At 61.5% G+C, this 12,762-nt stretch carries 16 protein-coding genes; all 16 read left to right on the forward strand.

Annotated elements, in window-relative coordinates; genetic code table 11:
* The first annotated feature begins 13 nt into the window (after positions 1-13).
* The 16 genes from HMPREF2734_RS05715 to HMPREF2734_RS05785 all read left to right on the forward strand — a co-directional run bounded on the left by HMPREF2734_RS05715 (position 14) and on the right by HMPREF2734_RS05785 (position 12,651).
* Positions 14-670 (forward strand): L-threonylcarbamoyladenylate synthase, encoded by a 657-nt coding sequence (locus HMPREF2734_RS05715; RefSeq protein WP_070421840.1) that lies wholly within the window; start codon positions 14-16, stop codon positions 668-670.
* Positions 671-688: 18 nt separating this feature from the next.
* Positions 689-1,882 (forward strand): MraY family glycosyltransferase, encoded by a 1,194-nt coding sequence (locus tag HMPREF2734_RS05720; RefSeq protein WP_070421841.1) that lies wholly within the window; start codon positions 689-691, stop codon positions 1,880-1,882.
* A gap of 6 nt (positions 1,883-1,888) precedes the next feature.
* Positions 1,889-2,320 (forward strand): Cg1360 family ATP-synthase-associated protein, encoded by a 432-nt coding sequence (locus tag HMPREF2734_RS05725; RefSeq protein ID WP_070421842.1) that lies wholly within the window; start codon positions 1,889-1,891, stop codon positions 2,318-2,320.
* Between the two features lie 356 nt (positions 2,321-2,676).
* Entirely contained in the window at positions 2,677-3,471 is a 795-nt protein-coding gene (atpB, locus tag HMPREF2734_RS05730) for a F0F1 ATP synthase subunit A (protein WP_070421843.1), read from the forward strand.
* Positions 3,472-3,572: 101 nt separating this feature from the next.
* Entirely contained in the window at positions 3,573-3,818 is a 246-nt protein-coding gene (locus HMPREF2734_RS05735; protein WP_042406503.1) for an ATP synthase F0 subunit C, read from the forward strand.
* A 46-nt stretch (positions 3,819-3,864) separates the two neighbouring features.
* The gene (locus HMPREF2734_RS05740; protein ID WP_070569889.1) at positions 3,865-4,437 is read left to right on the forward strand and encodes a F0F1 ATP synthase subunit B; all 573 of its coding nucleotides are present in this window, start codon (positions 3,865-3,867) and stop codon (positions 4,435-4,437) included.
* A gap of 5 nt (positions 4,438-4,442) precedes the next feature.
* Positions 4,443-5,276, forward strand: a complete 834-nt coding sequence (locus HMPREF2734_RS05745) for a F0F1 ATP synthase subunit delta (protein WP_070452223.1) — start codon at positions 4,443-4,445, stop codon at positions 5,274-5,276.
* An 8-nt stretch (positions 5,277-5,284) separates the two neighbouring features.
* Positions 5,285-6,949, forward strand: coding sequence for a F0F1 ATP synthase subunit alpha (gene atpA / locus HMPREF2734_RS05750; protein ID WP_070421846.1), 1,665 nt, complete (start codon positions 5,285-5,287; stop codon positions 6,947-6,949).
* A 47-nt stretch (positions 6,950-6,996) separates the two neighbouring features.
* Complete coding sequence (locus HMPREF2734_RS05755) at positions 6,997-7,965, forward strand: F0F1 ATP synthase subunit gamma (protein WP_070421847.1); 969 nt, start codon at positions 6,997-6,999, stop codon at positions 7,963-7,965.
* 3 nt (positions 7,966-7,968) lie between these two features.
* Positions 7,969-9,486 (forward strand): F0F1 ATP synthase subunit beta, encoded by a 1,518-nt coding sequence (atpD, locus tag HMPREF2734_RS05760; RefSeq protein WP_224212800.1) that lies wholly within the window; start codon positions 7,969-7,971, stop codon positions 9,484-9,486.
* 8 nt (positions 9,487-9,494) lie between these two features.
* Positions 9,495-9,863 carry a F0F1 ATP synthase subunit epsilon gene (locus HMPREF2734_RS05765; RefSeq protein WP_070569891.1) on the forward strand — a complete coding sequence of 123 codons (369 nt, stop codon included), beginning with the start codon at positions 9,495-9,497 and terminating at the stop codon, positions 9,861-9,863.
* A gap of 164 nt (positions 9,864-10,027) precedes the next feature.
* Entirely contained in the window at positions 10,028-10,489 is a 462-nt protein-coding gene (locus HMPREF2734_RS05770) for a DUF2550 domain-containing protein (RefSeq protein ID WP_083279365.1), read from the forward strand.
* A 31-nt stretch (positions 10,490-10,520) separates the two neighbouring features.
* Positions 10,521-11,213, forward strand: coding sequence for an endonuclease NucS (gene nucS / locus HMPREF2734_RS05775; RefSeq protein ID WP_070452226.1), 693 nt, complete (start codon positions 10,521-10,523; stop codon positions 11,211-11,213).
* Positions 11,214-11,501, forward strand: a complete 288-nt coding sequence (locus HMPREF2734_RS11560) for a hypothetical protein (protein ID WP_070421850.1) — start codon at positions 11,214-11,216, stop codon at positions 11,499-11,501.
* Between the two features lie 21 nt (positions 11,502-11,522).
* The gene (locus HMPREF2734_RS05780; protein WP_070452229.1) at positions 11,523-11,825 is read left to right on the forward strand and encodes an MTH1187 family thiamine-binding protein; all 303 of its coding nucleotides are present in this window, start codon (positions 11,523-11,525) and stop codon (positions 11,823-11,825) included.
* Position 11,826: 1 nt separating this feature from the next.
* A complete protein-coding gene (locus tag HMPREF2734_RS05785; RefSeq protein ID WP_070482814.1) occupies positions 11,827-12,651 on the forward strand; it encodes a tetratricopeptide repeat protein in 825 nt (274 codons plus the stop codon).
* The last annotated feature ends 111 nt before the right edge of the window (positions 12,652-12,762 follow it).

Consider the following 12,762-nt stretch of genomic DNA (forward strand, 5'->3'; position numbering starts at 1 on the left):
ATGAAGGAGCACTATGTCCGCGATCTATAACTGCCTTGATCCGCAGGTTCGCGACGACGCGGTGCGCGCGGCCGCGGACGCTGTGCGAGCCGGCCGTTGCGTCGTCCTGCCGACAGACACCGTCTACGGAATCGGCTGCGACGCCTTCAACAACGACGCCGTAGCCACGCTGTTGGCTACCAAGCGCCGTGGCCCCGACATGCCTGTGCCGGTGCTCGTGGGCAGCTGGTCGACCATCCAGGGGCTCGTGCGGGAGTTTTCCGACACCGCGAAGACACTCGTGGAGGCGTTCTGGCCAGGTGGGTTGTCCATCGTCGTGCCTGAGGCGCCGAGTCTGCCGTGGAATCTTGGCGATACACGTGGCACCGTGCTGCTACGCATGCCGAACCAGCCGCTCGCACTTGAACTGTTGCAAGAAACTGGACCGATGGCGGTGTCGTCTGCCAACATCTCTGGCAACCCGCCGGCACAGACCGCAGCAGAGGCCAAGGCGCAGTTCGGCGATGCGATTGGTGTGTACCTCGACGGGGGAGAGGCCGAGGTTGGCACTCCTTCGACCATCATTGATATTTCGAAGCCTCAGCCGGTGATTTTGCGCGAAGGCGCGATCCCGGTCGAGCGCATTGGTGAAGTCTTAGGGCTTGACCCAGAGTCGTTGCGTCGAAAGTAGCGGGGGAGTTTTCAGGGGATGTCCGGAGCTGGTGTGCCACTTCGCGAGCTCGCACTCGTGCTACTCGTCGCGGCTGCGATCACGTACCTGGCCACAGGTGTGGTGCGTTCAGCTCTCGTGCGCACAGGACGCGTCGCGGAGATCCGCCAGCGCGACGTTCACACCCAGCCAACACCGTCGCTCGGTGGGCTGGCCATGTTTACAGGGTTTGCTGGCGCGTTTGTTCTCGCGCAGCAACTGCCCGCACTGACCCGCGGGTTCGCTCCAGTCACCCCAGAGATGACTGCAGTGCTCGTCGGCGGTGCCGCCGTCGTTGCTGTCGGGATTGTGGACGACCTCTACGAGCTCGGCGCGTTACCCAAACTCATCGGGCAATTCGCTGCTGCGATCATCATGTCCATCTTGGGGATTGCCTTTACGGTGTTTTACGTACCAATCGGGGAGGGCACCACCCTGATTTTGGACGAAGTCCAGGGCATGGTCTTGAGTGCGCTGTTTACTGTGCTGCTGATCAACGCAGTGAATTTCGTTGACGGCATCGACGGACTCGCCGCAGGGCTGGGCATGATCGCCGGGATGGCGATCCTCGTCTATTCGCTGTCAGTTCTCCATGACCAGGGCGGGGCGGTCTCCGCGTACCCGCCGGCGATTATCTGCACGTTGCTCGTCGGTATCTGCGCCGGCTTTTTGCCCCACAACTTCGAACCGGCGCGCATCTTCATGGGGGACTCCGGTGCCATGCTCATCGGGCTGCTGCTTGCCGCAGCGTCGATCTCCGCATCGGGCAAGATCAACATGTCGCTCTACGGGGCCGCAGACCTGGTAGCACTCATTAGCCCGATCATCGTCGTGCTCGCCGCGATTGCCCTGCCGGTCCTCGACCTGATTTGGGCCGTTGTGCGACGAACAGCCCGCGGCCAAAGCCCGTTCCAGGCAGACGCAGGCCATATCCATCACCGTTTGCTCCGCCTTGGGCATACGCACCGCCGCACTGTTCTGGTGCTGTACCTGTGGGTCTCCGCCGTCGCCTTCGGCGCGGTCAGTTTTTCCGTCGTGCCGGTGCGCATCGCAGTGATCTTCACCGTTGTCGCGCTTGTTTTTTCTTTCGTGCTCACTCTGGTTCCACTTGCGGAAGGCAAGATTGGCCCGCGGCGTGGTGGGGACGGTGCGGTGGCGTCGTCGAAAAGCAACCCTGCTCAGTCTGTAGGATGACCCAGCATGGAACCGCTCGAAGTCAATGACACGTCCCAGGTCAGTGATCATCGTCAGCCGCTCATCCGCGCACTGAAGGTCGCGGGATGGGCACTCGTCGTGCTTACGGTCGTCTCGCTCATGGCATGGGGCGCGACCCGCGAACTGCCCGGCATCTGGGCCGCGCTGATGGGAGTCGCCGTCGGCGGTGCGTTCGTACTCGCAACCACGGTGTCTGTCCTCGCAACCTCAAACTCATCCCCAAACACCACCATGGCAGTTGTCCTCGGCGGCTGGCTACTGAAGATGGGGCTGCTCGCAATCTTCCTGCTGTGGATCCGTGGATTCGACTTCTACGACCATCGAGCATTTGGCGTGACGACGATCGCAGCACTCGTCGTTGCACTCGCCGCCGAAGCCTGGGGTGTGCTCACCACACGCACCACGTACCTCAACTAACACAGAGTGTGGGGACCCTGTGACAGACCTAACAATCCGCTAGAAAGCCGTGCAAGCTGGGTGATTAGGGGTAAAAACCCTTAAAAGTCACCTTGGTGGGGGGACAATGGCACAGGTAAAACCCACATTCTCCTGATGTCCTGTTAGGATATCCGCTGGGTTTGTTCCAGGCTGGCGTTACCCCTGATGTGCAGGCGAAACCGGCCGGGGAACGACATCCCCTGCCCCGCGGAAGCAGATGTGCGACGGAGTCCGCCGCGGAGGCAGCCTGATGAAGACGTCCATCGCACCGCCCTCCGGGGAACCGGGGAGCGGCCCGAGAACGGGAGAGAACGCTGAGCGTTACAACTTTGGCCATGAAGGGTGAGTTTCACGCACCTGCGCTTGGTCCAGAATTTTTCCCGGGGCAAACGTACGGCCATATCATTGGTGAGGAATTTGCCAATGGGTGGTTCGCACTGGACCGCATCATGCTCGTCCGCCTCCTAATTGCGGCGATCCTGGTGCTCCTCTTTGTTATCGCCTTTAGGAACCCGAAGCTGGTTCCGAAGGGCCTGCAGAATTTCGCCGAGATCGGCGTCGACTTCGTCCGCATTCACATCGCGGAAGACACCTTGGGCAAGAAGGACGGCAAGCGGTTCCTGCCGCTGCTGTGCACCATCTTCTTCTCCATTCTGTTCATGAACGCGGCGACGATCATCCCAGGCCTCAACATCTCGCCTAACGCGCGTATCGGCATGCCGGTCGTGCTGGCAGTTGCGGCCTACATTGCAATGATTTACGCCGGCGTCAAGCGTTATGGCGCTGCGTACTTCAAGCACTCGACCGTCATCCCCGGCCTTCCGCCGGCGCTCCACATTCTCGTGGTGCCGATCGAGTTCTTCTCGACGTTCATTCTGCGTCCGGTCACCCTGGCGCTTCGTCTTATGGCGAACTTCCTGGCTGGCCACATCATTCTTGTCCTGCTCTACTCCGCCACGAACTTCTTCTTCTGGCAGCTGAACGCATGGACGACAGTGAGTGGCCTGACCCTGATCGCAGCACTGCTGTTCACCGCATACGAGTTGATCATCATCTTCCTGCAGGCGTACATCTTCGCGCTGCTGACTGCGGTGTACATCGAGCTGTCGCTGCACGCGGATGCGCACTAACAAAGCGCGACCACACACGGCCAACTGAATAACCCCCAACATCTGTCACACGCTTTCCCGCGGCCTAGCGGGGAGGCACCTAGAAAGGGAACGACTTTCACATGAACGACATCATTCTTGCTCAGGCAGCGGAGACCGTGAACCGCTACGAGGGTCTCGGCACCATCGGCTACGGCCTTGCAACCATCGGCCCGGGCCTCGGCATCGGCATCCTCGTCGGCAAGACCGTCGAGGGCATGGCACGTCAGCCGGAGATGGCTGGCCAGCTCCGTACCACCATGTTCCTGGGTATCGCCTTCGTTGAGGCACTTGCCCTGATCGGCCTCGTTGCCGGCTTCCTGTTCTAAAAACAAGAACGAGTAACCCCGTCCATTTTTAGATCAGGAGCAACCAATGACTAACGTCACTGCATTCCTCGTAGCCGCAGAAGGCTCCGAGACGCTGCCGCTCGAGAATGAACCATCCATTCTCTTCCCGGCCGCGTACGACGTGGTTTGGTCTCTTGTCGTTTTCATCATTATCGGCCTGCTTTTCTGGAAGTTCGTTATTCCGAAGTTCCAGGAAGTGCTGGCAGAGCGCGAAGACCGAATCAAGGGCGGCATTGAGCGTGCTGAAGTCGCCCAAAAGGAAGCCAAGGCTGCCCTGGAGAAGAACAACGCTGAACTTGCGGAGGCGCGCCATGAGGCCGCCGAGATCCGTGAGGCAGCGCGTGCCCGCGGCAAGGAAATCGAGGCAGAGTCCCGTGCCCGTGCCGAGGAGGAAGCCCGCCGCATCATCGAGGCTGGCGAAAAGCAACTGCAAGCAGCTCGCGACCAGGTTGTCGCAGAACTGCGCAACGAGATGGGCCAAAACTCCATCTCGCTGGCAGAGCGTCTGCTGGGCACCGAGCTGTCGGACACGACCCGTCGCTCGAACACGATCGATGAGTTCCTCTCCGAGCTCGATCACGTCTCGACGAGAAAGTAGGCGAGATGAAGGCAGCTAGTCGCGAAGCACAGTCGCACGTCACCGGTCAGCTCGAATCGCTGATCGGCAGCGCCGACAACGCAGTCGCCACTGCAGCACAGATCGGTACCGAACTGTTCCTCATCGTGGACCAGCTCGATACCGAACGTGCCCTGCGCGTGGCAATCGCCGACACGTCGCTTGAAGCAGGCCAGCGCGCCGGCATTGTCAAGGACGTTTTCGGTGGCAAGGTGGCGGAGCCCACCCTGAACATCCTCACCGCAGCAGCGGAGCAGGAGTGGTCGACCCCGCGCGAATTCCGCGCAGGTCTGATCAACCTGGGCCGTTTCGCACTGCAGAAGGGTGCACAGGAACAGGGCCAGTTGGAGCAGGTCGAAAACGAGCTCTACCAACTGTCGGTCCTCCTTGAGGACGAAAAAGAGCTCACCCAGCTCCTGTCCGACCGCACCGCAACCGCTGCGCAGAAGCGCGGACTGCTAGCTAGCGTGATTTACGGCAAGGTGACAATGTTCACCGAGGCCCTGGCCCTGCAGGTCATCGGCCGGCCGCACCACAACCCTGTCGACGATCTCGCCGCACTGGCGGAGAACGTTGCAGAGATGCGCGGCAAGTCGGTTGCACGTGTGAAGACCGCTGAGGCGTTGAACGACACTCAGCGTGACGCACTGGCCCGCAAGCTGGAGCAGATTTACGGCCGCGAGATCGCCATCCACTCTGAGGTTGACCCCAGCCTCCTCGGCGGAATGGTGGTTCGCGTGGGCGATGAAGTCATCGACGGTTCGACGCGCGGCAAGATCGAGCGTCTCCGTACCGATATGGCAGCCCAGGCGGCTAAATAATTAACAATATGCTGGATAAAACTACCGAGAGCAGGAAGAACATGGCGGAGCTGACGATCTCCTCCGATGAGATCCGTAGCGCGATAGCGAACTACACCTCGAGCTACTCTGCGGAGGCCTCCCGTGAGGAGGTCGGCGTGGTGACTTCGGCCGCAGACGGTATTGCCCAGGTTTCTGGGCTGCCGGGCTGCATGACGAACGAGCTGCTCGAGTTCCCCAACGGCGTCATCGGCGTCGCCCAGAACCTTGAGACCGATTCCATCGGTGTCGTGGTGCTGGGTAACTTCGAGACCCTTTCCGAGGGCGACGAAGTCAAGCGGACCGGCGAGGTCCTCTCCATCCCGGTCGGCGAGAACTTCCTCGGCCGCGTGATTAACCCCCTGGGTCAGCCGATTGACGGCCTTGGCCCAATCGAATCCGACGAAGAGCGTGCACTGGAACTCCAGGCCGCAGGCGTTCTCGACCGCCAGCCGGTCGAAGAGCCGCTGCAGACGGGCATGAAGGCGATTGACGCCATGACCCCGATCGGCCGCGGCCAGCGCCAGCTCGTCATTGGTGACCGCAAGACCGGTAAGACCGCGGTCTGCATCGACACCATTTTGAACCAGAAGGAGTTCTGGGAGACCGGCGATCCGTCGAAGCAGGTGCGCTGCATCTACGTCGCCGTCGGCCAGAAGGGCTCCACCATCGCTGGCGTTCGCCAGACGCTGGAGGAGGCCGGTGCGCTGGAGTACACCACGATCGTGGCTGCTCCGGCATCCGACTCCGCAGGCTTTAAGTGGCTCGCACCGTTCTCCGGTGCAGCACTGGGCCAGCACTGGATGTACCAGGGCAAGCACGTCCTGGTGATCTACGATGACCTGACCAAGCAGGCAGAGGCATACCGTGCCATTTCGCTGCTGCTTCGCCGCCCGCCGGGCCGCGAGGCATACCCGGGCGATGTGTTCTACCTGCACTCCCGCCTGCTGGAGCGTGCCGCAAAGCTTAACGACGAGCTCGGCGCAGGCTCCCTGACCGCACTGCCGATCATCGAGACCAAGGCGAACGACGTCGGTGCCTTCATTCCGACCAACGTCATCTCGATTACCGACGGCCAGGTCTTCCTCCAGTCCGATCTCTTCAACCAGGGCGTGCGCCCGGCTATCGACGTGGGTATCTCCGTGTCCCGTGTCGGTGGCGCCGCACAGACCAAGGGCATGAAGAAGGTTGCCGGTAACCTGCGTCTGGACCTCGCGGCATACCGTGACCTCGAGGCCTTCGCTGCGTTCGCTTCCGACCTCGACGCCGCTTCCAAGAAGCAGCTCGAGCGCGGCCAGCGCCTGGTCGAGCTGCTCAAGCAGTCCGAGCACGCGCCGCAGCCGGTGGAGTTCCAGATCATCTCGATCTGGGCTGCCAACGAAGGCGTCTTCGACGTCGTTCCCGTTGAGGACGTCCGCCGCTACGAGACCGAGCTGCACGAGGCCATCAAGGCCAATGCACCGCAGGTCTATGACCAGATCGCTGGTGGCAAGCAGCTTGACGACGACTCGCAGGCCGCAATCCGCCGCGTCAACGAGGACCTGGCACGTAACTTCCAGGCATCCTCCGGCGAGCGCATTGTCCGCGAGGCCGAGCACGAGCCGCTCGACTCCGGCCAGGTTGCGAAGAACCAGCTCAACGTCAGCCGCTCCTAGTGCCAGTCGGTTCTAGGACTACTACATAAAGGAAGGGAGGAAACACCATGGCAACGCTTCGCGAATTGCGTGACCGCATCAGGTCCGTCAACTCCACGAAGAAAATTACAAAGGCCCAGGAACTGATCGCCACCGCGCAGATCACCAAGGCCCAGCAGCGCGTCGAGGCGGCTAAGCCGTACGCCGACGAGCTCAAAGACGTCATGGAACGCCTCGCGTCCGCGAGCTCCCTGGCCCACCCCATGCTCCACGAGCGTGAGAACGGCCGGGTCGCGGCAATCCTCGTGGTCACCTCTGACCGCGGTATGGCCGGCGGCTACAACCACAACGTGCTGAAGAAGGCTGCGCAGCTTGAGCGCATGCTGACCGAGGCAGGTTACGAGGTGGTTCGTTACGTCACCGGTAATAAGGGCGTGACGCACTTCAAGTTCCGTGACATGGATGTCGCGGGATCATGGACCGGATTCTCGCAGCAGCCGTCTTGGGAGGACACGCACGACGTGCGCCACCAGATCATCGACGGCTACATGGCTGGCTCCGAAGCCACCGTCCCGCTTCGCCAGAACGGCGAAACGGGCGAGTCTGTCCGCGGGTTCGATGTTGTCCACGTTGTCTACACCGAGTTCGTATCCATGCTTTCCCAGGAGGCACGCGTCGATCAGCTTCTGCCGATCGAGCCGGTCCTGGAAGAGTTCAAGTACGAACAGGAAGACATGCTGACCAACTCTGGTGAAGTCAGCCCGGACATGAACTTTGAACCGGACCCGGACACGCTCATGGATGAGCTGCTGCCGGTCTACGTTTCCAGGTTGCTCTACTCGATCTTCCTGGAAGCAGCGGCCGCCGAGTCGGCATCGCGCCGCACGGCAATGAAGAATGCGACCGATAACGCCACCGAACTGGCCAACGATTTGTCTCGCGAGGCAAACCAGGTCCGTCAGGCGAAGATCACCCAGGAAATCACCGAGATTATCGGCGGCGCTGGTGCGCTGTCCGGTAGTGGAGAAAGTGACTAAATCATGACTACTGCTCACTCTTTTGATGAGCGCAACGACGATCTGGCGGGTGCGGCGCTTCCTGAGGCCGACACCCAGACCGCAGATCGGGTCGAGAACACTCAGAACCCGCGCGGTTCTGAGAACGGCCGTGTCGTGCGCGTCATTGGTGCAGTCGTCGACGTGGAGTTCCCGCGTGGCGAGCTGCCCGCTCTGTACAACGCTCTCGAGGTCGACATTGACCTCGGCGAGATGTCCCGCACCATCGTGCTCGAGGTCGCCCAGTTCCTGGGTGACAACCTCGTCCGCACGATCGCCATGGCCCCGACGGACGGCCTCGTCCGTGGCGCCAAGGTGTCGGACTCCGGCAACCCGATCTCCGTTCCGGTCGGCGACCAGGTCAAGGGCCACGTGTTCAACGCACTCGGCCAGTGCCTGGACGACCCGTCGGTCGGTCAGACCGGTGAGCGCTGGGGCATCCACCGCGAGCCGCCGGCCTTCAAGGACCTCGAAGGTAAGACCGAGATCCTCGAAACCGGTATTAAGGTCATCGACCTGCTCACCCCGTACGTTAAGGGTGGCAAGATCGGCCTGTTCGGTGGTGCAGGTGTTGGTAAGACCGTTCTGATCCAGGAGATGATTACGCGTATTGCACGCGAGTTCTCCGGTACCTCGGTCTTCGCCGGCGTCGGCGAGCGCACCCGTGAGGGCACCGACCTGTTCCTCGAGATGGAGGACATGGGCGTGCTTCCGGATACCGCGCTTGTCTTCGGCCAGATGGATGAGCCGCCAGGGGTTCGTATGCGCGTGGCCCTGTCCGGCCTGACCATGGCGGAGTACTTCCGCGATGTGCAGAACCAGGACGTGCTGCTGTTCATCGACAACATCTTCCGCTTCACCCAGGCAGGTTCCGAGGTATCGACCCTTCTGGGCCGTATGCCTTCCGCCGTGGGTTACCAGCCGACTCTTGCCGACGAGATGGGTGTGCTCCAGGAGCGCATTACCTCGACCAAGGGCCGTTCGATTACGTCGCTGCAGGCTGTTTACGTGCCGGCTGACGACTACACCGACCCGGCTCCGGCAACCACCTTCGCCCACCTCGATGCGACCACCGAGCTTTCCCGTTCGATCGCGTCGAAGGGCATCTACCCGGCAGTGGATCCGCTGACCTCCACGTCGCGCATCCTTGAGCCGGGCATCGTTGGCGAGCGTCACTACAACGTCGCTCAGAAGGTGATCGGCATTCTGCAGAAGAACAAGGAACTGCAGGACATCATCGCCATCCTCGGTATGGACGAGCTCTCTGAGGAAGACAAGATCACCGTGCAGCGCGCACGTAAGATCCAGCGCTTCCTGGGCCAGAACTTCTTCGTCGCTAAGAAGTTCACTGGCGACGAGGGTTCCTACGTCCCGCTCGAAGAGACGATCGACGCATTCGACAAGCTCTGCGAGGGCGAGTTCGACCACTACCCAGAGCAGGCATTCAACGGCCTGGGTGGCTTGGACGACGTCGAGGCTGCATACAAGAAGCTGCAGGCGTAGGAGGAAACATGGCTGAACTTACCGCTCAACTGGTCTCGGTTGACCGCCTGCTCTGGAAAGGTCCGGCAAGCATCGTCACCGCTCAGACTACGGAGGGTGAGATCGGTATCCTTCCTGGGCACGAGCCGCTCTTGGGGCAGCTCAAGGACAACGGTGTGGTAACCATCCGCCCGATCGGCGGCGAGCGTATCGTCGCGGCCGTACAGGGTGGGTTCCTCTCCGTTGTCGGCGACAAGGTGACAGTCCTCGCGGACTACGCCATCTTCGCCGACGAGGTTGACTCCGCCGTCGCAGAGTCCAACCTCGACAACGAGGACAGGGTCGTACAGGCTCGCTCGGAGGCGGAGCTGGCGGCCGTTCGTCGCAACGCGCACTAGTCGCTGCGCCGAGGAAGGCGTAACGCCGGCCTGACCAGCGCCCCCATCCGGATACACATTCGGATGGGGGCGTTTTTCTATGCCCCCACTCGCGCAGCGTGCGCATAAAAGACACAAAGGGCGTTAAGATATTGCGCATTACCCGCTGTCTGGAGGTTGAAACAATGGTGTTCGTCGTTGCCGTGGCTGTGCTTGTGGTGGCCACGTTTGCGGCGTCTGCCATTTGGCGGTTCAGCATGGTCCGCGGTAGCGGTTCCCGTGCCATGATCCGCCAGATGCCGGCTGAAGGCATCCATGGCTGGCGCCATGGTGTCTTGAGGTACGACGGGGAGCGCATGCTGTTTTACAAGCTGCGCTCTTTGTCGTTTACGCACGATATGGTCGCGGACCGACGCCTGCTGCAATTCACAGGCTTGCGGGACGTGACGGCAGATGAGCGCCAGTTTATGCCCGATATTGCGAAGATTCTGCAGGTCGATTCGCCCGATGGCGGTATCGAATTTGCTGCTGATCGTCGCACGCAGATGGGTTTTATCTCGTGGATTGAATCGGCCCCGGACGTACGCGCCGAGCGCACCGATATGCGCTCACTTGAGGAGCGCGCCCAGCGAGAGACCGAGCGTTAGCGGCGTTCGTCGCAACGGTACCCTTGGGCGCATGCGTCTAGTCATCGCCCGTTGTTCTGTTGATTATGTGGGTCGCCTCGATGCCCACCTGCCTGAAGCGCTGCGTCTCATCCTGGTGAAAGCGGACGGCTCTGTGTCCGTCCACGCCGATGACCGCGCGTATAAGCCGTTGAATTGGATGATGCCGCCGTGCACGCTGCGGGTGGAAAACGTTGTTGATATGGATGGCGATGACACTGGTGAGGAGCTGTGGATCGTCGAGAATTCGAAGGGCGAGCAACTGCGTATCACCATCGCAGAGGTGCTTCTCGACGAATCACGTGACCTCGGCGTCGATCCCGGCCTGGTCAAGGATGGCGTCGAGGCACACCTGCAGGAGTTGTTGGCTGAGCACATTTCGACGCTCGGCGAGGGCTACGAACTTGTCCGCCGCGAGTACCCAACTGCGATCGGCCCGGTCGATATTTTGGCCCGTGACCCGCGTGGCGGAACGGTTGCGGTGGAGGTGAAACGTCGCGGTGGCATCGACGGCGTCGAGCAGCTCACCCGTTACGTCGAGTTGCTCAACCGCGACGAGTTGCTGCGGCCTGTGCGTGGCGTGTTCGCCGCCCAGGAGATCAAGCCGCAGGCGCGCACGCTTGCCAGCGACCGCGGATTCGATTGCGTGACCCTCGACTACGACGAACTGCGCGGCATCGAGTCGAACGAACTGCGATTGTTCTAAATGCCACGCAAGAATCGCCGCCAGTACCAGTCGCCGCGCTACGTCCTGCCACGTGACGGGTCGACCTTTATCGGCACCCAGGAGATGGAGGGGCCGAAATGGACTAACGGCGAGATATTCAAGGTCCGCCAGATCGGCTCGGCAGCCGCAACGAAGTTCTACATTTGTCCAGGGTGCAACCAGAACATTCCTCCCGGTGTGTCGCATGTGGTGGCATGGCCGCGGGATTCCGGCAGGGGAGTCGATGATCGGAGGCATTGGCATAAGCATTGCTGGGGTCGTCGATAAGCGGGCGTTAGACTGGGCCGCATGATTGCAGCGTTTTCGGTCGCACCGACCTTGACGGAAAATTCCAACGCCGAAATGTCCGACATCGTGGCACGCGCCGTGAAGGTCGTCCGGGAGTCCGGGCTGCCGCACGAGACCACCGCCATGTTCACCACCATCGAGGGCGAGTGGGACGAGGTCATGGACGTGATTAAGCGTGCCACCCAGGCGGTGGAGGAGGTTTCTCCACGCGTGTCGCTCGTGGTCAAGGCTGATATTCGGCCCGGCTACACGGACATGTTGCACCAGAAGATCGAGTCGCTGAACAAGCACCTGGAGGATTAGCATGACCAACCCGCAGTTCACCGGCGGCGCTATTGACTTAGGCGCGCTGGCGCAGCAGCCTGAGCCTGGCGACTTCCAGCCGTTTGTCACCGTCAACGCCACCAACGTCGAGGCGGTTGCGTTTGAGCGCTCCAAGCAGATCCCTGTGATCCTCATGGTGGGTACGGACCGTTCTGAAGATTCTGTCGCGCTCAAGGCCACGTTCGAGCGGCTCGCGGCGGGGCAGCAGCAGTTTATGGTCGCCTACATCGACGCGGATGCCACCCCGCAGGTGGCACAGATGCTCGGCGTGCGTGTGCTGCCGACCGTGGTTGCGCTTGCCGCAGGACGCCCAGTGGCCAACTTTGAGGGCAATCAGCCGGCCGACCAGTTGAAGCAGTGGATCGGCCAGATCGTTGCCCAGCTTGGCGGCCAACTCCAGGGGCTTGGTGGCGAGGAGCCTGCGCAGGATCCGCGTCTCGACGACGCCACCGCCGCCCTCAACGCCGGCGACTTCGATCGCGCAACTGCGCTTTACGACGCCATCCTTGCCGACGACCCCACCAACTCCGATGTCAAACAAGCCAAGAACACCGTCGCCGTGCTCAAGCGGCTCAACGACCAGGACGGAGACGGCGACGCGGTGGATGAGGTGGAGCAGCAGCTGCTCGCCGCGGATGCGCAGTTTGTAGGTGGGGACCCAGAAGGCGCCTTCGATCAGTTGCTCGGCATGGTGAAGACGGAGCCGCGTGCGAAGGAGCGTCTGCTTGAACTGTTGACGTTGCTTGCTCCCGACGACCCGCGCGTGATTTCGGCGCGGACGAGGCTCGCTAGCTCGCTGTTTTAGAGTTATCCACAGGGGCGAATTCGCAAATTTCACAGGCTCGCGGGGGTGGGTTGCGAGTTTGGTCTAGCGTCTTGGGCATGAATTCGTTCGAGGTGTTAGTGCAGGCGATGT

Source organism: Corynebacterium sp. HMSC055D05 (genome assembly GCF_001810365.1).
Taxonomy (GTDB): Bacteria; Actinomycetota; Actinomycetes; order Mycobacteriales; family Mycobacteriaceae; genus Corynebacterium; species Corynebacterium coyleae.